The sequence below is a fragment of the Nocardia shimofusensis NBRC 100134 genome (assembly GCF_001613125.1).
Lineage (GTDB): Bacteria > Actinomycetota > Actinomycetes > Mycobacteriales > Mycobacteriaceae > Nocardia > Nocardia shimofusensis.
Genome location: NZ_BDBT01000004.1, coordinates 251,555 through 272,209 on the forward strand (window position 1 = coordinate 251,555; position 20,655 = coordinate 272,209).

The 20,655-nt window shown below is 69.7% G+C and carries 15 protein-coding genes; 3 read left to right on the plus strand and 12 right to left on the minus strand.

The features are described 5' to 3' along the window. Positions 1-10: 10 nt before the first annotated feature. From NS3_RS06590 to NS3_RS06600, 3 genes are all read right to left on the minus strand, one after another. Positions 11-328 (minus strand): DUF2795 domain-containing protein, encoded by a 318-nt coding sequence (locus NS3_RS06590; protein WP_169811607.1) that lies wholly within the window; start codon positions 326-328, stop codon positions 11-13. 137 nt (positions 329-465) lie between these two features. Next, a complete protein-coding gene (gene mug / locus NS3_RS06595) occupies positions 466-1,029 on the minus strand; it encodes a G/U mismatch-specific DNA glycosylase (RefSeq protein ID WP_067855163.1) in 564 nt (187 codons plus the stop codon). Between the two features lie 41 nt (positions 1,030-1,070). Beyond that, complete coding sequence (locus tag NS3_RS06600; protein ID WP_067855166.1) at positions 1,071-1,433, minus strand: winged helix-turn-helix transcriptional regulator; 363 nt, start codon at positions 1,431-1,433, stop codon at positions 1,071-1,073. Positions 1,434-1,577: 144 nt separating this feature from the next. Here NS3_RS06600 and NS3_RS06605 point away from each other — a divergent pair, with 144 nt between their 5' ends. After that, a complete protein-coding gene (locus NS3_RS06605; protein ID WP_067855169.1) occupies positions 1,578-2,462 on the plus strand; it encodes an NAD(P)-dependent oxidoreductase in 885 nt (294 codons plus the stop codon). A gap of 47 nt (positions 2,463-2,509) precedes the next feature. On the opposite strand, the gene NS3_RS06610 is transcribed toward NS3_RS06605, so the two are convergent. The 3 genes from NS3_RS06610 to lpqS form a co-directional block, all read right to left on the minus strand. Beyond that, positions 2,510-3,805 carry an MFS transporter gene (locus tag NS3_RS06610; protein ID WP_067855172.1) on the minus strand — a complete coding sequence of 432 codons (1,296 nt, stop codon included), beginning with the start codon at positions 3,803-3,805 and terminating at the stop codon, positions 2,510-2,512. After that, positions 3,802-4,929 carry a PLP-dependent cysteine synthase family protein gene (locus NS3_RS06615; RefSeq protein WP_084495103.1) on the minus strand — a complete coding sequence of 376 codons (1,128 nt, stop codon included), beginning with the start codon at positions 4,927-4,929 and terminating at the stop codon, positions 3,802-3,804. The genes NS3_RS06610 and NS3_RS06615 overlap by 4 nt, the downstream gene beginning before the upstream one ends. 105 nt (positions 4,930-5,034) lie before the next feature. Further along, positions 5,035-5,463 carry a putative copper homeostasis (lipo)protein LpqS gene (gene lpqS, locus NS3_RS06620; RefSeq protein WP_157101203.1) on the minus strand — a complete coding sequence of 143 codons (429 nt, stop codon included), beginning with the start codon at positions 5,461-5,463 and terminating at the stop codon, positions 5,035-5,037. 422 nt (positions 5,464-5,885) lie between these two features. On the opposite strand from lpqS, the gene NS3_RS06625 reads away from it, so the two are divergent. Next, entirely contained in the window at positions 5,886-6,176 is a 291-nt protein-coding gene (locus NS3_RS06625; protein ID WP_067855178.1) for an SHOCT domain-containing protein, read from the plus strand. 31 nt (positions 6,177-6,207) lie between these two features. On the opposite strand, the gene NS3_RS06630 is transcribed toward NS3_RS06625, so the two are convergent. The 3 genes from NS3_RS06630 to NS3_RS06640 are packed head-to-tail and all read right to left on the minus strand — an operon-like array spanning position 6,208 to position 14,718. Beyond that, complete coding sequence (locus NS3_RS06630) at positions 6,208-6,894, minus strand: hypothetical protein (RefSeq protein WP_157101204.1); 687 nt, start codon at positions 6,892-6,894, stop codon at positions 6,208-6,210. Beyond that, a complete protein-coding gene (locus tag NS3_RS06635; RefSeq protein WP_067855180.1) occupies positions 6,891-8,291 on the minus strand; it encodes a condensation domain-containing protein in 1,401 nt (466 codons plus the stop codon). Before NS3_RS06635 ends, NS3_RS06630 begins: the two co-directional genes overlap by 4 nt. 28 nt (positions 8,292-8,319) lie before the next feature. Continuing rightward, entirely contained in the window at positions 8,320-14,718 is a 6,399-nt protein-coding gene (locus tag NS3_RS06640) for a type I polyketide synthase (RefSeq protein ID WP_067855432.1), read from the minus strand. Positions 14,719-14,982: 264 nt separating this feature from the next. Here NS3_RS06640 and NS3_RS06645 point away from each other — a divergent pair, with 264 nt between their 5' ends. Next, on the plus strand, positions 14,983-17,178 hold the full coding sequence (locus NS3_RS06645) for an MMPL family transporter (RefSeq protein WP_067855184.1): 2,196 nt from the start codon (positions 14,983-14,985) through the stop codon (positions 17,176-17,178). A 63-nt stretch (positions 17,179-17,241) separates the two neighbouring features. Here the strand turns inward: NS3_RS06645 and NS3_RS06650 are convergent, their stop codons facing one another. The 3 genes from NS3_RS06650 to NS3_RS06660 form a co-directional block, all read right to left on the minus strand. Next, positions 17,242-18,663, minus strand: a complete 1,422-nt coding sequence (locus NS3_RS06650; protein WP_067855187.1) for an MFS transporter — start codon at positions 18,661-18,663, stop codon at positions 17,242-17,244. After that, the gene (locus tag NS3_RS06655; protein ID WP_067855190.1) at positions 18,660-19,652 is read right to left on the minus strand and encodes an alpha/beta hydrolase; all 993 of its coding nucleotides are present in this window, start codon (positions 19,650-19,652) and stop codon (positions 18,660-18,662) included. The genes NS3_RS06650 and NS3_RS06655 overlap by 4 nt, the downstream gene beginning before the upstream one ends. A 224-nt stretch (positions 19,653-19,876) precedes the next feature. After that, positions 19,877-20,518, minus strand: coding sequence for a TetR/AcrR family transcriptional regulator (locus NS3_RS06660; RefSeq protein ID WP_067855193.1), 642 nt, complete (start codon positions 20,516-20,518; stop codon positions 19,877-19,879). Positions 20,519-20,655: the final 137 nt, after the last annotated feature.

Consider the following 20,655-nt stretch of genomic DNA (forward strand, 5'->3'; position numbering starts at 1 on the left):
CGTGCGGCGGTCAGCTGCCGCGGTTCACGCCGAGTTCCTGCACGATCGGGTTCGCCGGCACCGGCCGTTCCCGCTCGGTCACCCTCGGATGCGTCTTCTCGCGGTGCTGGGCTGCGCGTTCGGCGGCGGAACGGCCGTCGTCGAGGGACACCGACTGCACCACTTCGGCGAAATTGGCGTACTCGGCCGGAGGGATCGCGCGCAGTGCGCGAATGGTGTCCCGATCGGACCCCGCATCGATCGCGTGCTGCACCAGGTCTGCCTTGTCCACCGGAAAGTGGATGTTGTTCAGTGCTCGGTGCAACCGGTCGGCGTCTGTCGTCGCCATCGTGTTCCTTCCCGAACCGTCGTAACGGCCCTTGTCCATCCCGTGCCTGCGATCCGGCGGTACCCGGTGCGGAGGTGCGGAAACAGCAGGTCCACCGGCGGCCCGCCGCGTGAGACGGTTCGGGTGGCGATCGGAATCTATTCGGGCTCTGTCGCCTCGCGGAGCTTTCGGAACTCGTCGGCCAGGGCGTCGAGTGTGTAGTGGGCGTTGAGGCCGCTCGGATTGGGAAGCACCCAGACCTCCGTGTCGCCGAGCGTCTCGGATCGGCGTCCGACGGTGGTCTTCGGGCGGCCGAACGCGGTGCGGTAGGCGCCGAGGCCGAGCACGGCCAGCACCTTCGGGCGATTCCGCGCCACCCTGTCGACGAGCGCGCGGCCGCCCTCGCGCAATTCCCGCGAGGTGAGCTGATCGGCCTTCGCCGTGGTGCGCGCGGCGACATTCGTGATGCCCAGCCCGAGCGTCAGAAGTTCCTCCTGCTCGTCGGGGCGGAACAGTCGCGGGGTGAATCCCGACCGGAACAGGGCGGGCCAGAAGCGGTTTCCCGGCCGGGCGAAGTGATGGCCGGTCGCTCCCGACCACAATCCCGGGTTGATGCCGCAGAACAGCACCCGCAGATCCGGGGCCAGCAGATCGGGGATGGTCTTGCCCTCCGCGGCGGCCAGATCGGCCGGTGTGGGGCGATGCGCAGTGGAACGTCTCACCCGCCCAGTCTGCGCTCGTCCCGGCGGGCCCGCGATGCCGGTCAGCGAAGGGCGTCGGTGTCGATCCGATCCGCGCCGATCCTGGCGATGCGTTCCCTTCCCCAGTCGCCCAGCGGGCCGAGCGCTTCGTTCAGGCTGCGGCCGTATTCGGTGAGCGAGTACTCCACCCGGGGCGGAACCTCCCGGTAGACCTCGCGATGCACCAGGCCGTCCTCTTCCATCTCCCGTAAGTGCTGGACAAGCATCTTCTCGCTGACCCCCGGCAGTCCGCGCCGGAGCTCGCCGAACCGGCGCGTGCCGTTGTCGAGCTCCCACAGGATCAACGCTTTCCACTTGCCGGAGATCACGTCCATGGCGGCGTCGATTCCGCAGATGTACGGGCCTGTTCTCGGTGTTGCGGTCATCGCATGCTCCTCGATACTTACCGAAAGGTGGGTATCGAAGAAAATAGTGGGTACTTGTCGCATCCGCAGCACATGGGCAGCATGGGACTCGTCGATCGGCACCGAAATCACCTGATCAGTCGAGTAGTGAGGACACCACCCACCATGAATTCCCCTGCCACCGTGAGCATGCTCGGACTGGGCGAGATGGGACGAGCCCTGGCCGCCGCGCTGCTGCGGAGCGATACCCGGGTGACGGTCTGGAACCGCACGCCGGGCAGAGCCGGCGCGTTGGTCGATGCCGGTGCCGTCGAGGTCTCCGCCGTCGGTGCCGCGGTCGAGGCCGCCGAGTTGATCGTCGTCTGCCTGTTCGATCACGCGTCGGTACACCAGACCCTGGACCCGGTCGCCGAGCGGCTGCGCGGCCGCACGCTGATCAACCTGACCACCACGTCCCCGGAAGAGGCCAGGGAGCTCGACCGCTGGGCCGCCGCTCACGGGATCGCCTGTGTCGACGGCGGAATCATGGCGGTTCCGTCCATGATCGCCGGTCCGGGCTCGGAGATCCTCTACAGCGGGGACGCGACGGCGTTCCACCGCTACCGGCAGATTCTGGATGTCTGGGGGACCAGCACCTATCTCGGCAGCGATCCCGGACTGGCGTCGTTGTACGACCTCGCGCTGTTGTCGGCGATGTACGTGATGTTCGCCGGGTACGTGCAGGGGGCGGCGCTGGTCCGCACCGCGGGTGTCACCGCTACCGACTTCGCGGACCGCGCGGCCGCGTGGATCTCGGCGATGACCGGGGGGCTCGCGGATTTCGGCCGGGTGATCGACGGCGGCGACTACACCGTCGCCGGCCAGCAGAGCCTCGACTTCTCCGACCTGTCCACGATCCTCGCCGCGGCGAACGACGCGGGCGTGGGGAGCGGTCCGATCGCGATGGTGCAGCAGTTGATCGACGTCCAGCGCGCCGCGGGCCACGGAAGCGACGGCTTCGCTCGCATCTTCGAGTCGGTCGCCCGGCCGGTCCCGGCCGGGCGGTCCTAGCTCATCGGTTCCCACCCGCCGCGCCGATCCCACGGCATCGGACCGGTTCAGCCTCGAGTCGCCTTCGCCGGTTCTCGGTGAGGGTGGTCCGAGCCCTCGGGCGTGCGGCGGGTGGTTGTCGTCTCCAGGTGCGATCGGTCGAGTCGATGCAGTGCGAAGGCCGACAGTGCTCCGATGAGACAGAGTCCGGCCCACACCGCCCAGTCCGCGTCGGCGGCTCGTGCGGCGCCTACGACGGCGCCGGTGGCGAGGTTGCCCACCAGGATGCCGACGCCGACGATCGTGTTGTAGAAGCCGTAGTGGGTGGCCACGAGTTTCCCGTCCGCCAGGGAGACGACGGTGTCCATCTCGAAGGGGAACACCGCCGCGGTGCCCACCGCGAGCAGGGCGGTGGTGATGAGCAAGGCGGCGACCGCGGTGGCGACGCCGAACCGCCCGGGCCCGGGCACGGCGAGCAGCGGGAGGAACGCCGCGGCGAGTATCCCCATGCCCACCGCGAGACTGCGCCCGGTGCCCCAGCGTGCACGGAACCATCCGGTGATCCGCAGTTGTCCGGCGACGGCGACGAGACCGGAGACCACGAACAGCGCCGAGACAAGCACCTGTGAGTGCTCGCCCGCGAGGTACTCGGCCTGTAGCGGCAGGGCCAGATACACCTGGAACGACAGCACGTACGAGCCGATCATCGTCAGCGAGAACCACAGGAATCGGCGGTTGGCCGCCACCGTGCGCCAGTCGTGCAGCACCGAGGTCTGTGCGGCGGCCCGCTGCTCACGGCGGGCGGGGAGGGCGACCAGTTGTGCGACGGTCAGGACGGCGAACACGACCGCCGCGGCGGCCGCGGTGACGCGGAAGTCCAGGAACATCAAGGCCAGGCCAACCAGCGGCCCGGCCAGGATGCCGGCCTGATAGAAGATGTTGAACACCGCGAACGCTTCGACACGGCGTTCGCCGGTGTCAGCAGCCAGATAGGCGCGCACGGCCGGGTTGAACAGCGCCCCGGCGAATCCCGTGGCGGCGGAGGCGATCAACAGCCCGGGCAGGGAGGTGGCGAACACCAGCAACACGAAGCCGCCGGTGCGCAGCAGACAGCCCGCGACGATCAGCGGCTTGTAGCCGAGCCGGTCGGCGAGCGTGCCGCCGATGAGGAACATGCCCTGCTGGGAGAAGTTGCGGACGCCGAGTACCAGCCCGACAGCCCAGGCCGCCAGCCCGAGCGGTCCGGCGAGGTAGCCGGCCAGGTACGGCATCAGCATGTAGAACCCGAGGTTGATGCCGAACTGGTTGACCATCAGCAGCCGCGCGGCGAGGTCGAAGCTTCGGAAGCTCCTCAGTACGGTCATGATTCGCCTTCTCCTGCCCGGTCGGTGGTGTGCGGGTCGACGATCGTGGTGCAGCGGGTCCACGAGTGCACCACGCGCTGCGCGGGATGGGCGATGACGTCCGGTTCGATCGGCGGGTCGGTGTCGAGCAGGCCGTGCGCACGGCAGTACTCGTCGTTGTAGACGGTGTCGAAATAGCGTTGCGGCCCGTCGGGGAACACCGCCGCGATCCGGGTGTCGGCCGGGAAAGTGCGCGCGACCCACCCGGCGACCAGCGCCACGGCTCCCACGCTCCAGCCACCGGTCGCGTAATGGGTACCCGCCAGCGCGCGGCACGCCCAGACGGCTTCGGCCGGTGCCACCCAGTGCACTTCGTGGAAGGCCGGGTAATCGACGTTGCGGGGGAAGATGCTCGAACCGAGCCCGCGCATGACCCGCGGGCCGGCGGGCTGGCCGAAGATCGTGGAGGCGACCGTGTCCACGCCGACCAGTTGCAGATCGGGGTTGAATCGGCGCAGCACCCGGGCCACACCGGCCGAGTGACCGCCGGTGCCGACGGCACACACCAGAACGTCGACCCCGCCCAACTGTTGCCTCAGCTCGAGTCCCAGGGATTCGTATCCGTCGACGTTGTCGGGGTTGCTGTACTGGTCGGGGCACCACGCACTCGGCTCGGCCGCCAGGAGTTCGGTGACACGCTCGCGGCGGGCCTGCTGCCAGCCGCCGCTGGGGTGGGGCTCGGCGACCAGTTCGACGCGCGCGCCGTAGGAGGCGAGCATGCGTTCCACGATCGGTTCCAGCCCCGGATCGGTGACCACGGTGACCGGATGGTGGAACACCGCGCCCGCCAGCGCCAATCCCAGTCCGAGGGTGCCGCTGGTGGATTCGATGATGCGCGCCCCGGGCGCCAGCTCACCGCGCTGTTTCGCGCGCCGGACCATGTGCAGGGCGGGTCGATCCTTCATCCCGCCGGGATTGAACCCCTCCAATTTCGCCCAGAAGCCACGGCCGGCGGGCGCCAGCGGCGCGCCGACCCACAGCACCGGGGTATTGCCGACCAGCGAACTCGATTCCCGTACCGGAGCGGGCGGGGTGAGCACAGCCCCCGCAGCCTCGGTGGACTTGCCGGACACGACCTTGTTCATCAGTTGTCGCTTTCTGTATCCGAACCGCCACACAGGGCGGTGACGACAGTGAGCAGGCAGCGAACACCGGCCGAGGGCACAACGGCCCGGCCTGGCGCTGACCGATCAGCGTCGGGAGATACAGAAGTCGATGAGAATGGTCTGCCCGCTCGACACGGGTGAGCGGGCGCCCGGCGGGCCTCGGATCCCGCGGGCGCCGGTGACGACGAGGGCGACAGCGGCCACGGTGGCCGTGCCGATCAGTGCCATCCACAGCGACGACGGCATCGCCGCTCCCCGGGAGGGCAGTACCGACTTCTCGACGCAGCGGGTCATGTGCTGATCGCAGTGATCGCCCGGATGATCGCCGGCCCCTTGCGGGTGGACAGTGTGCGAACCACCGGTGATCGGCACGGTCATCGCACTGGCGGAGTGGGTGTGCTCGTCGGCAGGGTGCAGCGTGCAGTCGAGGAGCGGGGCTACGAGCAGCACCGCCATCAGCAGTGCCATCGGTAGGTGTCGCAGACGAGCGACACGCTCGAACGATCGGCTCACCCGCACCTCCTCCTTCGCTGCACACAAACTACTCGTCCGCACCCGTCCCATCGCCATCCGGGGACGCGGTCTTCGGCAGGGGCGCGAACCGGCTGGTCGACGCACGGATCGGCCCGGTTCGGGAGGCAGGGCGGCCCGGTTCGGGAGGCAGGCGCGCTTCGAGCGTGCCGAAGGACCTCCATGGAACACCATTCGTCCCTACCGATGGGGGAACCGGTGTGGCAGCCTCGACAATGTCGCACGACCGAGATCCGCGGGCCGACCCCGGCCGCCGGTTCGCTCGATGACAAGGGATTCGCCATGAACCACATGCACATGTTGTGTCACTGGATATGCGACATGATGGGGGGCTGCCCGATGATGGGCCGGCCGATGTGAGGCACGGCGCCACCGGACTCGCTCGCCGAGAATAGGAGCCCCTGATGATGTTCTGGTATGGCGATCACGGCATGAGCGGGTGGGGCTATGGGCTCATGGCCGTCGGCATGGCTTTGTTCTGGGCACTGCTGATCGTCGGCGTGATCCTCACCGTCCGATATCTGGCTCAGTCGCCCACGCCGGGCGGCGGCACGACCATCGTCCGGCCCACCGCCGAGCAAGTGCTGGCCGAGCGATTCGCTCGCGGCGAGATCGACGCCGACGAGTACCACCATCGCCTGGCCACGCTACGCGGCGCCGGGGGCCCGGGGGCGAAGAGCGCTGGTGACGTCTAGCGAGTGGCGCTCGCGGAGCGCCGGGCGACGATCAGCTCACCAGTTCCATCACGCCGCGCGGATCCCATGGCATCGGTCCGGTCGGGAAGCCCAACCGGACCATGCGGTGTGGGGCGGCCGCCTCGATGTGCGCGACGGCGGGGGGAAGAAGCCCGCCGAGCATCTTCTCGAGCATGGAGTTCAGCCCGGTGAGCCGGGGCCGCAGCCGGACCTGCCAGCAGTCGATCGCGCCCGCCGGGACCTCGACCACCGTGCACTGCTCGACCTTCGCGCTGATGGGAACGTGCACCGAGAATGCCAGCCACAGGGGGATGTTCTCTTCGACGCCCTCGGCGAAGTCCAGGCCGCGCAGCAGCGTCAGACCGCCCGCCAGTGGCATGAGGTCTTCGGGGAAGGCGGCGATCCCGTCGCCGATCTGCAGATGGGTGGTGCCCAGGAAGTCGGCTTCCTCGCGGCTGACCACCGTTGCGCCGGAGCGGGTTTCGGCGCGGTAGGTGGCGGCGCGGAGGCGATCGTCGACGCGCTGGAACCGTTGCTCCACCGTGAGAGCGAAGTGGCCGTCGCCCGAGCCGGCTTGGAGGATCGAGCGATAGCTGTCGCCGTCGTGGCCGATCACGCTGGTCAGATCGAGCGCAGGGGGTCCGTCGGCGACGCTGACGGCGTAGACGCATTTCTCCCCGTCGGGAATGCCCGGATCGCGAAAGATGGTGTCGATCAACGGTCTTCCTCTCGGGCCGCCGCGTCGAAGACCGCTGCGAGTCGCGTGACATAGCGTTCGACGGAGTTGTGCGCCACGGGGGTGTCGGGATAGATGACGCTGAGCGTGGTCTCGGTCGCCAGCCGGTTGATCCAGATCAGGACCTGTTCGGAGGCGGCGCGATTGGCGTAGAGACCGCACCCGGCCATGTCGAAGAACTCGTTGCCGAGCAGTTCCCTGGCATCGACGTAGGAGATCATCGGGCAGGACCAGCCGGGTCGCAGGTCCAGGTCGGAGTCGGCGGGCAGCAGTTCGACCACCCGTTGGAACGAGGTGGGGGCCAGGCGGAGGCCGTTCTCGTAGGCGTGCTGGGCGAGCTTCACGACGCGGTCGAAGGAGGTCGCGCCGAGCGGGAACGCCACCGGCAGCAGCGTCACGTACCAGCCGACCGAGGCGCGCTCGGCGGCGGAGCTGCGGGTGCTCACCGGTGTCATGCCGAAGTAGTAGTCGCTGTCGGCGAGTTCGCGTTCGACCAGCGCCGCCGCGGCGAAGATGCCGCCGACGAACTCCGCGCCGCCGGCTCGGCAGCGTCGTTCGAAGCGGGCGGCGGCGGCTTCGTCGAACAGGGTCACCGTGCGGTGGGCGCTGCGGTTGTAGACATCGGTGCGTTTGCCGAGATCCAGGGGGAACGTCGGGAGCCTGCCCTCGTTCCCCCGGATCAGTTCCAGCCATTTCCGCACGCCGGGGGAGGCGAGGGTCATCTGTGCGGTGTAGGCCCGCTCGGCCGTGCAGTAGTCGAGATAGCCGGCCGCGGGGGAGAGCATGTCGGGGGCTTCGCCCCACACCTCGCGGGTGTAGAGCAGGGCGAGGTCGAGGCCGGACAGGTATTGCCCGAAGCCGTCGGTGTGCAGGTGGTCGACCGCGAGGTAGACCGTGGTGGACTCCTCGCGTTCGATCGTTCCGAAGGTGAAGCAGTCCCAGTCGAACGGGCCCGGCGTGGTCTTCTGCACGTGCTCGCGGACGGTGCGCGGATCGTCGACCCGCCCGCAGTCGATCGGCACGAACTCGACATCCGCCTCGGGCACCAGGTGACGTTCGATCGCGCCGCCGTCACCGATTCGGAACCAGGTGCGGAAGGTGTCGTGCCGCACCAGGAACGCGTTGATCGCGCGGGTCATGGCCTCCCGGTTCAGATTGCCTGCCGGGATCTCGGCGGTCACCAGGCACAGGCCGGAGTAGCGGAAGTCGGCCGCACTGTGCTGGTCGGCCAGCCGCAGGTACTGCTCCTGCTGATGGGAGGGCGGGGCCGGATGGACAGGCGCCAGCCGGGCGCGCGCCACCGATTCCGGTGACGCCACCCAGCTGGTCAGCCGGCCCGGCGCCGGTTCCCATTCGTCGATCAGGCCGAAATCGACCACGGTGCAACCTCGTTTCGACTCGCGCCGATCATGACGCGCCTACCGGGACCGGTTCGGCCACGCCGTTCGCGGCGGGCTCCGGTGCGGACGGCCCGGAGGCGGCCTCCCCGGCCAGGATCAGCTCGGCCACCTTCGGGCCGGCCTGCTCCAGGCTGAACGACCGGCCCATCTGCAACGACATCAGGTCGATGCCGAGGGTCTTGGTGACGCGGGCGCCGAGTTCCACCGCCATCAGCGAGTCCAGGCCCAGTTCGGGCACCGGGACCGTCATGTCGATGGCGTCGACCGGCACGCCCATGACCACGGCGAGTTCCTCGGCCATCTTGCGGGCCACGAAGGCGCCCCGCTTGCCCTCGTCGATCGCGGCGACCTCGGCGCGCAGCTGGGCCAGCTCGGAGGTGTCCTTGGCGGAGACCTGGGCGAGCGCCATGGTACGGCCGGTGCGGGTGAGCTGCGGGAAGGTGCCGGTCAGCTTGGCCCAGTCGGTCGGGATGATCGCCGCCCGCGAAACGCCCAGTCGCAGCGCCTGTTCGAGGTAGGCGGTGGCGTCGGCCATGTCGATCGGGTCGAAGCCGACCAGATCGAGGTACTTCACCGCCGTCTCGTCGGCGGCCATGCCGCCGCCCGCGCCGGAGAGGTGGCCCCAGCCGATGCACAGCGCCCGCTCGCCCGCCTTCGCCCATTCCTGGGCCAGGGTCTCCACCGCGACATTGGCGGCGCAGTAGTTGTACTGGCCGTAGATGCCGTACATGGAGCCGCCGGAGGAACAGAGCACGAACATGTCGAGCCGGATTCCGGCGTCGGACACGGTCTGGTGCAGCACTCTGGCGCCGTGCACCTTGGGGCGGTACACGATGTCGAGTTCCTCGAATGTCATCGCCGCCAGGCGATTGTCGGCCACCGAGCCCGCCGCGTGGAACACGCCGCGCAGCGGATGTTCGGCGGTGTGCGCGCGGGCCACGATCGCGGCGATCGCCTCCGGATCGGTGACGTCGGCCTTCTCCTCGAGCACCTCGACGCCCGCGGTGTGCCACGCCTCGAGCTGCCTGCGCGCTTCCTCGGTGTTCGCGCCGCTGCGGCCGACCAGCACGAGTCGCCGCGCGCCACGAAGGGCGAGCCAGCGCCCGATGGCCATGCCGAAGCCTCCGAAGCCGCCGGTGACCAGATAGGTTCCGGCCGAGTCGATCTCGACCTCCGGCAGATACGGACGCACCGAGGGCAGCGCCGAATCCATCCGCAGCGCGATCCGGTGCAGGCCGGTCGAGCGGATGGTCTCCTCGAAAGCGGTCGCCACGTCGTCGGTCTCGAACAGCCGGTAGGACAGCGGCTTGTAGGTGCCCGTGATGACCTTCTCGTAGACCCGCCCCAGCAGTGAGATCAGCCGCTGGGCGTCGACCGCGACCAAGCGGTCCAGGTCCATCGAGTAGTAGGCGACGTTCTTGTCGAAGTTGGACAGCTCCAACAGGCCGCCGGTGTAGATGTCGGCCTTGCCGACCTCGACGATGCGGCCGAATTCGGCGACGGCGTTGAAGTTCTGGCGCAGGATCTCCCCCGGGGCGCTGCTGAGCACCACCTCGACGCCTTTGCCTCCGGTCAGGGCCAGCACGTCGTCGACGAAGTTCAGCGAACGGGAGTCGAGTGCGTGGTCGGCCCCGAGCGCCAGGACGTGTGCCCGGCGTTCGTCGGTGCTCGCGGTGCCGATGATGCGCGCGCCCCGGTCCTTGGCGACCTGGATGGCGGCGGTGCCGACGCCGCCGGCGGCGCCGTGGATCAGCACGGTTTCGCCCGGCTCCAGGCGGGCCAGATCGCGCAGCGCGTATTCGGCGGTGCCGAAGGCGATGGTGCTCGTGCAGTACGCGGGATCGGTGTCCGGTGGCAGCGGGATGGCGCGCGCCCGCTCGACCACCACATAGCGCTGCATCATGCCCTTGGCGGCGATCGCGACCAGGTCGCCCGCCGCGAGGTCGGTGACCTCGGGGCCGACCCGCACCACCTCGCCGACGCCCTCCATGCCGGGGACGGTGCCGAAGTAGGTTGGGGACAATTCGCGTTCGCCGAGCAGGCCGACGACTTTCAGTGGGTCCTTGTAGTTCAGGCCGATGACCTTCATCCGGACCTCGAGCTGTCCCGCTCCGGGCTCGGGGCGCGGGCACTGCCGCCAGGCCAGCGCGGACAGCACCCGGGTGCGGGGCATCTCCAGGGCGAAATTGGCCTCCGGGTCGGTGAGCGGCTCGGCGGTGTCCAGCGCCTCCAGGCGAGCAGGCAGCGGCTTGGTCACCACCGGGGACCAGCGGGTGCCCGAGCGCAGGGCGACCTCGTCGGTGTTGTCGCTCCAGAACGCGCCGGGGACGGCGAGTTCGGTGACCAGGTCGGCGGTCTCGGTGCCGAGCTCCACGTCGATCAACCGCCATCGCAGCGCGGTCTGCTCGTTCAGCAGCACGCGGTGCGCGCCGGCGAGCGCGGCGTGCTTCGAATTCGGCGGGGCGGGGTCACCGGGCACGGCGAATGCGTGCTCGGTGACGAGGGTGACGTGGCACTGGCCGTCACCGAACACGATCTCCGGTCCCTGCTCGGCGTTCTCCGGATGGGCGAACGCGTCGATGGCGACCGCCACCTGCTCCAGGGTCCACAGGTCGGCGACGTCGTCGACGGACTCACCGCGATGATCGTCGCCGGGAGTGCCCGCGACGACGACCACGTGCAGTCGCTCGGTGGCCTCGGCCCGGGCGGCCTCCAGCGTCGCGGCCAGCCCGGAGGCCGACTCCAGGCCGGGCAGCCCGGCGAGGTGCAGGCGCGCGCCCGGAATCGCCTCGGCCAGCGCCCGCGCGCGGGCGTTCGCGCCGCCGAGCGCGACGATCACCGTGCTCGCCGAATCCTCGGGCAACGCAGTGGGGTCGAGGGGGTCGCGCTGCTCCATGGTCTCGGTGTAGAAGAAGTCGGCCATCCGGCGCAACGGGTCCTGGCCGGGGGCGAGCGCGCCGATCTGCAGGCCGCTCAAGCGCATGACGAGGTTGTTGTTCTCGTCGAGCAGGTCGACATCGGCGCGCAGCCGGGCGTGCGGATCGCGCCGGGCGACCACGGTGATGCGCTCGGGCAGCGGCGCGACCAGCCGCGCGGCCGCCACGCCGACCGGCACGAGGGTGCCCTCGTCGACCCGCGCGTCGGCGAACAGCAGGGCGGCGGTCTGCATGGCGGCGTCGACCACGGCGGGGTGGGCGAGGTGGCCGGAGTTCGCGGCGATACTGCCGTCCACGGTCGCCACGACCGTGTCCCGGCCGACCCGCGCGGAGATCACCCGCTGGAAGGACGGTCCGTAGTGCAGACCGGCGGCGGCCAGGCCGGTGTAGAACAGCTTCGGGTCGACCTCCACGCCGACTTCGATCTCCGAGACCTCCACCTCGATCTGCCGGTGGCTGCCGGTCAGCGTGCGGCCGGTCGCGTGCAGGGTCCAGGCGGTGCCGGTGGCCGAGCGGGAGCGGATCGTGAACCGGCCGCTGGCCTCCTCCAGAGTCAGCGCGACCAGGGGGACGTCCGGTGCGCCCATGATCAACGGCGCCACGAACCGGACCTGCTCCAGCGCGACGCGTTCGACGCCGAGCCGGGTGGCGGTGGCGCTCAGCGCGGCGTCCAGATAGGCCGCGCCCGGCATGATCGTGATCCCGTTCACCACGTGATCGGCCAGCCAGGGCAGCAGTTCGGCGCCGACCTGGAGCAGCCAGTCCGGTCGGCCCTCGATGTCCGGGTCCCCGAGCATGGCGTAGCCGCCGGGGGTGCCGAGCCTGGCCTGCTCGAACAGGGGCAGCGGCGAGTGCAGCCGGGTCCGCTGCCACGGATATCGCGGCAGCGGCACGTGCGCGGCGGGGGGCCGATCGGCCGGGAACAGTGTGTCGAGATCGAGCACGCCCGCGGCGTACAGGCCGATGAGGGCGCGCCGGACGCTGTCGGAGTCGGGCCGGGTGCGATCCAGCGTGGGCACCGTCGTGCCGTTCACCTCGGCGCCCAGCAGGATCTCGCGGATATTGCCGGACAGCACCGGGTGCGGCCCGACCTCGAGGAAGACGCGACGTTCGGCGATCAGCGTGCCGACGGCGTCGGCGAAGCGCACCGGCTCACGCACATTGGCGCACCAGTACTCGGCGTCCCAGTCCGGGCCGGTGACCTGCTCACCGGTGACCGAGGAGAACAGCGGAACACTCGGCGCCTGCGGCTCCAGCTTCGCCAGCGCGGCACGGAGTTCGTCCAGGATCGGGTCCATGAGCCTGCTGTGATACGGCACCTCGACCCGCAGGCGGCGCGCGAAAATGCCGTCCTCGGTCAGCTTTTCGGCGATCTCGTCGAGCCGGTCGACATCGCCGGAGAGGGTCGACGAGCTCGCGCTGTTGATCGCGGCGATGTCCACCCGGGGATCGCCCGCGACGAGTTCACGGGCCTGATCGGGGGCCATGCCGACAGCCAGCATGCCGCCGGAACCGGCGGTCCGCGCCTGCAACCGGGCACGGTGGTAGGCCACCGACACCGCGTCACGCAGCGACAGCATGCCGCTGACGTAGGCGGCGGAGACCTCGCCGACGCTGTGTCCGACGATGGCCGCGGGTTCCACGCCGTACTGTGCGAGTTCGCGCACCAGTGCCACCTGCACCAGGAAGTTGGCCGGCTGGGCGACCTCGGTGCTGGTGACCCGCGACTGCTCCTGCGGCTTGCACAGTTCCTCGATGATCGACCAGCCCGCGATCGCGCGGAACTCCTCGTCGATCTCCCGCGCGGCGTCGGCGAAGGCGCCCTCGGCGGTGAGCAGGCCGCGCGCCATGCCCCACCACTGCGGGCCCATGCCGGAGAAGACGAACACCGGCTCGGTGGTTCGGGCCATGATGGTGCGCACCGCGTCCCTGCCCTCGCCGCCCGCGAAGGCGCGCAGGTCGTGGACCAGGTCGTCGGTCTCGCCGAGCAGCATGCCGGTGCGGAACTGGTGGTGCGCCATCCGGGTCCAGGCGGCCTCCGCCAAGCGCTCGGGCCGTGCCCCCGCGGTGATCAGGTCGGCGAACCGGCCGGCCAGCGCACGGGCCGCGCCGGTGCTGCGCGCCGAGATGGGCAGAATTCCGTAGTGCTTCGGCTCGGTCGCGGGCTCGACGGTGGCGGGACGGTGCTCCTGCAGGATGGCGTGGGCGTTGGTGCCGCCATAGCCGAAGCCGTTCACCGCGATCGTCATCGGCGGGGCGTCGGCGGCCAGCGGCTCGGCCTCGGTCTGGACGTGCAGGCCCAGCTCGTCGAACGGGATGTCCGGGTTGGGTTTGTCGATCCAGCCCTGCGGGGGGATGGTGCGGTGCCGGATGGCCAACGCCGCCTTGATCACACTGGCGACACCGGCCGCGGCCTCGGTGTGGCCGAGGGTGGACTTCACCGAACCGACGCCCAGCGATCCCTTCCGCCCGGCCGGTGCGCCGAAAACTCTTCCGAGCGCACGCAGTTCGACCGGGTCGCCGACCAGGGTGCCGGTGCCGTGCGCCTCGACGTAGGTGATCGAGTCCGGCGCCAGCCCGGCACGGGCGCACACCGAGCGTGCCAGCGACTCCTGCGAATCGGCATTGGGCACGGTGATGGCGGTGGTGCGGCCGTCCTGATTGGCGCCGGTCGCCTTGACCACCGCGTAGATGCGGTCGCCGTCGCGCACCGCGTCGTCGAGCTTCTTCAGCGCCACCATGCCCGCGCCCTCGCCGCGGCCGTAGCCGTCGGCGGAGGCGTCGAAGGACTTGCAGCGCCCGTCCTCGGCGAGAAAGCCGCCCTTGCACATGAGCACGAAGGTCTCCGGCTGCAGCATCACATTGACGCCACCGGCCAGCGCCACCTCGCAGTCGCCGTTGGTCAGCGCCTGGCAGGCCAGGTGGAACGCGACCAGCGACGACGAGCACGCGGTGTCGACGGTGACGGCGGGCCCGACGAGGTCGAGCGCGTAGGCGATGCGGTTGGACAGCATGGTGTAGGAGGCGCTGGCCGGGGTGTGCATATCGGTGTGGAACAGGGCCGGGCCGACGACACCGATCACGGACTGGTCCACCACGAACCCGCCCACGTAGACGCCGACCGGCCCGCCCGCCGCCCGCCGCGCGATCCCGGCGTCGTCGAGCGCCTCCCAGGTGACCTCGAGCATCAGGCGCTGCTGCGGGTCGAGCACGGTGGCCTCACGCGGCGAGATGCCGAAGAAGTCCGGATCGAATTCCCACGGATCGATCGTCATGAAGGCGCCGCGCTTGGTGTAACTGCGGCCCGGGGTGCGGCGGTCCGCGTCGTAGAAGCGGCGGTGATCCCAGCGGTCGGCCGGCATTTCCACAACGCCGTCACGTTTGTCCAGAACGAATTCCCAGAATGTGTCGGGTGATTCGATTCCCCCGGCGAATCGGCACCCGATGCCGACGATTGCGATATCCGACATGTACGTCCTCCAGGGCCGGATCAGGTTGAGCGCCAACAGCTTCCGACCGATCGTGAACAAGCCTGTACAGCTGGCGATGGGCTCAGCGTAACGGCCGCCACGAAAGGTGATGTGCGGATCAGGGACAGCTCACAACTCTGCCGGGATTCGATTGTGGCCCTCGCGAATCGATGGCACGAGAGGCTGTGGAAATTACTGCGGGAGCCTATGTTCCATAGTGTCGGGCGACCGTGCCGGATCAGTATTTCTCGGTGGGAGGCGGCATTGTTCGGCGAGTTCACCCGCTGGATCGATCTGATCGTGCGCCGGCGGTTCACCGTCATCGTCCTCGTGGTCGGCGGCTTGCTGGCACTCGGCGGCTACGGTGTCGGGCTGCACGATCACCTCAGCGTCAGCGGCTGGGACGACCCCGGTTCGGAATCGGCGCGGGCCGCCCGGCTCATGGACCAGGCGTTCGGCCACGACCACGTCACCGACGTGATCCTGCTGTTCCACGCGCCCGCGGGAAAGACCGTCGACGACCCGGACTTCGCCGCGACCGTGGTCGACCACCTGAACAGCCTGCCGGAACGCTTTCCGGATCGGATCGCCGGGATCAACGGCGCGTACTGGGAAACCGAGACCGGGGTGGCCGCGAGCGACATCTTCGGCACCGAGCAGCGCGACCACGCCTTCGCCTCTGTCGCCATCCGCGGCGACGACGACACCACGGCGCTGAACAACTACCGCGCGGTCGCCGAGGAGTTCCTCATTCCCGGGATCGACATGGAGATCGCGGGTAGCCAACCGGTCGCGTCGGCGCTGAACGACACCATGGCGCACGATCAGCGACGCATGGAGCTGATCGCGATCCCGGCGGTGGCGGTGCTGCTGTTCTTCCTGTTCGGCGGAGTGGTCGCCGCCGCGCTGCCGCTGATCGTGGGCGGGCTGACCGTGCTCGGAGCATGGGGGATCGTCCGGCTGCTGACCACCGTCATGGAGGTGAATTCCTTCGTCTCCCCGGTGGTTTCGATGATCGGCCTCGGTCTGGCCATCGACTACGGGTTGTTCATCGTGAGCCGGTTCCGGGAGGAGCTGGCCGCGGGGCTCGAGGTCCCCGACGCGGTGCGGCGCTCGGTGGCGACCGCGGGCCGCACGGTGGTGTTCTCCGCGACCGTCGTGGTGGCGGCCGCGGGCGCGATCCTGCTGTTCCCGCACGGATTCCTGCGCTCGTTCGCCCTCGGCGCGATGGTGACGGTGGCACTGGCGGCGGCGGTCTCGGTCACCGTCCTGCCCGCCGTTCTGGCCGTGCTCGGCCGGCGGGTGGACCGGCTGGGGTTCAACCGGTTCCACTCCCGCCGGGCCGGCTCCGCCCAGCGTGACAATCCATGGGGGCGCATCGCCGGGTGGGTGATGCGCAGGCCGATCGTGGTGGCCGTCCCGGTGGTGGCGATCCTGCTGGTGCTCATCGCCCCGGTGCGCGATGTCGCCTTCGGCGGCATCTCCGAACGCTTTCTGCCACCGCACCATCCGGTGCGCACGGCGCAGCAGCACTTCGACGAGATCTTCCCGCTGCGCCAGATCAAGCCCGTCGACCTCCTCGTGATCACCCGCGGCTCCGCCGACATCGCCGCGGTCGTGGAGACGGCGAGCCGGGCGCCGGGCCTGAAGGCGCCGTTCCCGGATGCCGTGCATGCGGCCTCGCAGCTGGGCGTGTTCACCACCTCGACCGTCGTCGCGGACGCGCACGACGCCGACGAGACCATCGACTACCTGCGCGCCATGCCGCTGCCGAAGGGCACGATCGTGCTGGTCGGCGGCGCGCCCGCGGAGGAACACGACAGCGTGGCCGCGCTGCTGGACCGGATGCCGTGGATGGTCGCACTGGTCTTCCTGATCACCACCGTGCTCATGGCGCTCGCCTTCGGCTCCCTCGTGCTGCCGTTGCAGGCCGGGCTGCTGAATCTGCTCGGCCTCGGCTCGACGCTGGGCATTCTCACCTGGATCTTCGTCGCCGGCCACGGCGCCGGGCTGCTGACCTTCACCCCGCAGCCGATCATGGCGCTCGTGCTGGTGTTGATCATCTCGGTGATCTACGGCCTGTCCACCGACTACCAGGTGTTCCTGCTGGCCCGCATCGTGGAGGCGCGGGAGAAGGGAGAGCCGACCACCGAGGCGGTGCGGGTCGGCATCGCCCGCACCGGGTGGATCATCACCGCCGCCGCGGCCGTCCTGCTCGTGGTGTGCGGCGCGTTCGCGCTGTCGGAGCTGGTGATGATGCAGTACATCGCGATCGGCATGGTCACGGCGTTGTTCATCGACGCTGTCGTCCTGCGCATGCTGTTGGTGCCCGCGATGATGAGGCTGCTCGGCGAGGTGTCCTGGTGGGCTCCCGCTCCGCTGCGCCGCCTGGTTCGGCGCGGTGCGCCCGCCGGCGCCGCCACCGAGGCCGTCGAGCGGTCCGAGGTCGGATCACGCTGACCCGCTTCGAGGTCGGGGGTGTGCCGGCTCGGTCCGAGGTCGGGTCGCGGTCGCGGTGCGAGGTCAGGTGGTGGTAGCTCGGGTCCACGGCGTCGCACCCAGCGTGGCGCGCCGATCGGGCAGTGCCAGCGTGAGTGCGCCGAGGCCGACGGCCGCGACCGCGATGGCGGAGAGCATGATCATGCTGCCGGTGAGCGTGTGCGCGCGGAAGAACAGGGCGCTGAGCACGGCGAGCCCGACCGAGTTGCCGATCTGCTCCACGGTGGGCAGCAGGCCGGACGCCTCGCCCATGTCCCGGTCGTGCAGGCCCGCCAGCATGATCGGCTGCAACGGGACGCCGAAGACGCCGATCCCGAAGCCCGAGAGGAAGACCGGGCCGGTGACCAACGCCAGGTTCACCGCACCGTCGCCCACGAAGAGGTAGCCGACGCCCACCGCGACCCAGAAACCGAAGAAGGCGACGCCCGCGGCCAGCGTGCGAATGCCCCAGCGGTTCACCAGGATCGGGGAGAGGACCGCCCCCACGCCCGCGCCGATGGCGAACGGGGTCATGGCGATCCCGGTGCGCAGGGTGGAGAAATGCAGGACGTCCTGCAGCAGGATCGAGACGGTGAAGACGAAGGCGGTGAACAGGCCGAAGAAGATCGTCACCAGCACCGAGCCGATCGCGAAACCTCTGTCGCCGAACAGATCCAGCCGGACCAGCGCGATCCCGCCGCGTCGCCGGGTCGCCCGTTCGTAGGCCACGAACAGCCCGCCCAGTGTCAGGGCGACGACGACGCAGAGCGCGTGTACCGGTCGCCAGCCCGCCTGCTGGCTGTCCGCCAGGGCGAACAGCAGCAGGAACAGCCCCGCTGTGGCGATCACCGCGCCGCGCAGGTCCAGCGGCGGGCGTTCGGGCGCCTGCCCGAGTTCCAGGTACTTCCACGCCAGCGCGATGGCGATCACGCCCAGCGGCAGGTTCATCAGGAAGATGACGTGCCAGCCGAGACCGAAGGGATCGAGGGTGATCAGCACGCCGCCGAGAATCGGACCGAGCATGCCCGCGAAACCGGCCGTCGCGCCATAGGCGGCGAAGGCGTACGGCTGGTGGTCGCGGTGGAAGGTGGCGGTGATGACCGCGATGGTCTGCGCCGCCATGCCCGCGCCCGCCACGCCCTGGACGATCCGGGCGAGCACCAATTCCATGGCATCGGTGGATATTCCGCACCAGACCGAGGCGGCGGTGAACGCCGCCGCCGACCACAGGAACATCCGGCGGCGGCCGAGGATCGCGCCGAGGCGAGCGGCCGTGAGCAGCGCGCAGGCGAAAGCCAGCGAGTAGCCGGCCACCACCCACAACTGCTGGGCCCGAGACGCCCCCAGCTGCGAGGTGATCACCGGAAGCGCGGTATTGACGATCGTCACATCGATCATCTGCATGAACACCGAGATCAGGCAGGCGCCGAAGGCGCCGAGGGCCGCGGTGGCCTCTCTGCGAGTCACTTCAGAGCCTCCTCGAACACCGGCCAGGAGTGGTGCAGATCGTCTTGCCAGTAGGACCAGGCGTGGGTGCCGGTGGGCCGCAGATCGACGGTCGCGGGGATGCCCGCGGCGCGGAGCCGGTCGCGCAACTGGCGCGTGCACGTCCCCGCGACCAGCTCCAGCGGCGCGCCGAACATGAACTGGTAGAGCAGCTGGACGGGGTCGCCACGCACGCTGTCGAGATTCTCGTTCGGTCCGGGCAGGCCGGTTCCGGCGGAGACGTAGACGGCGGTGTCGCGCAGCTTGTCCGCCTGCAGATACGGGTCGTTCGCCGCCCAGGCCGGATCCTCCGGCGGTCCCCACATATTGGCGAGGGTGCCGCCCTGGGACGCGACCACCGCCAGCACGACCGCTCGTCCCGCGGGATCACTGGTGCGCACGCACCCGCTGTAGGAGCCGATCGCCCGGTAGAACCCCGGTGCGGCCAGCGCCAGCTGGAACACCGAAGTCCCCGACATCGACACCCCGGCGACGGCGTTCGCGCCGGAACCGCCGAATTCGGCGTCGACGATAGGGGGCAACTCTTCGAGCAGGAACGTGGTCCAGCGCTGCTTTCCCAGCACCGGATCCACGGCGCGCCAGTCGGTGTAATAGCTGCCCGCCCCGTCCATCAGCACCACGACGTTCACCTGCTTGCCGGCGAAGAAATCGACGAGATCGGTGCGATCGACCCAATTCCCGTCCACCCCGCCGCTGGAACCGTTGAGCAGATACAGCGTCGGCGCGGGAGCATCCGGATCGGCCGCGCGCAGCAGCGTCATGCGCACGGTTCGCTCCATCGCCGCCGAATACACCTCGAGCTGCGACTGTCTGCCCGGCCCCGGCTGGATACGGGTGATCCGCGAGGTGTTCTCCGGTGGGGGATCGGCCTGTGCGCTCGGCCCCGCACAGACGAGAAGAAGCGACGCGGCGAGCAGAACCGCGCCCGTCCTCCACAGTTGTTCCGGCATATCGACTCCTGGGTCCCGATGGGACGGCTCCGGTTCGCAGTGAAGAACATCCGCGCGCCGAAGTGGCCGGTATTCGGACGATGCTGTGGCCGTTACCAATGGGTCCGGGTGCCGGGTCGATCCGGTTACCAATCGGACCGGAGCTGCGGGCGGGCGGTCCGCCGGCTATCCGGAACAGCGATCGGTGTCGACGAGAATCATTCTGCGGTAGCTGAATTCGGGGCTCAGGCGAACCCGGACTCCTCGGGGTGGGTGACCGGGGCGGTGAGCATGCCCGCGCAGGCGTCGGTGAGGAAGTGCCCCAGGGCCGTCCACTGCGGAACCTCGGTTCCCGCTTGAACTTTGGCCTCGTACTCGGCGCAGACATCGATGATCATGCGGCCCAGCAGTGCCGTCCGTCCGGTCAGGACGTCCGGCGGCAGCGTGCCGAGCCGGGTGAGCAGCAGTTCGATGAGCTGGGCGGCGAGCGGGTCGGAGCCGACGATGTCGGTGGTGAGAGCGGCTGTCGAGGGCGTGGTGCGCAGCTGCCTGATGAGACGGGCCCACCAGGTGGGCGCCGGCCGGGTCGCCAGGTGTTCGGTGACCGGCAGCACGAGGCAGCGCAGCAGATCGGTGACGGCGGGCTCGGCGGGCAGCCGGGCGGCCAGATCGGCGCGCAGTCGCCGGACCGATTCGTTGTGTCGGTCGAAGATCGCGCGGATCAGTTCATCGCGGCCGCCGAAATGGTAGGCCACCGCCGAATGGTTGGCCTGACCGGCGTATTCGGCGATGCGCCGGTTGGACACCGAGTCGATGCCGAGGGTCGCGAAGAGCTCCTCGGCGGCGTCGAGGAGAGCTTGCCGTGACTGGTCGCCGTGCCGTGCCATCGTTCTCCCGTTCTCGCGCGAACACCCGCCCACGATGATCGCAGCCGACCATGTGCGGTGAGCGTCACAGGGTCGCCGGGTGGGGAATTTTAAGACACGTGGCGTAGATTTGTGTTCTGCCCATTCGTCCGGGCGAC

Coding starts and splice junctions, on each gene's coding strand:
- NS3_RS06590 (WP_169811607.1), bottom strand. CDS start 328: ATGGCGACGACAGACGCCGACCGGTTGCACCGAGCACTGAACAACATC.
- NS3_RS06600 (WP_067855166.1), bottom strand. CDS start 1,433: ATGACCGCAACACCGAGAACAGGCCCGTACATCTGCGGAATCGACGCC.
- NS3_RS06605 (WP_067855169.1), top strand. CDS start 1,578: ATGAATTCCCCTGCCACCGTGAGCATGCTCGGACTGGGCGAGATGGGA.
- NS3_RS06610 (WP_067855172.1), bottom strand. CDS start 3,805: ATGACCGTACTGAGGAGCTTCCGAAGCTTCGACCTCGCCGCGCGGCTG.
- NS3_RS06615 (WP_084495103.1), bottom strand. CDS start 4,929: ATGAACAAGGTCGTGTCCGGCAAGTCCACCGAGGCTGCGGGGGCTGTG.
- NS3_RS06625 (WP_067855178.1), top strand. CDS start 5,886: ATGATGTTCTGGTATGGCGATCACGGCATGAGCGGGTGGGGCTATGGG.
- NS3_RS06640 (WP_067855432.1), bottom strand. CDS start 14,718: ATGTCGGATATCGCAATCGTCGGCATCGGGTGCCGATTCGCCGGGGGA.
- NS3_RS06655 (WP_067855190.1), bottom strand. CDS start 19,652: ATGCCGGAACAACTGTGGAGGACGGGCGCGGTTCTGCTCGCCGCGTCG.
- NS3_RS06660 (WP_067855193.1), bottom strand. CDS start 20,518: ATGGCACGGCACGGCGACCAGTCACGGCAAGCTCTCCTCGACGCCGCC.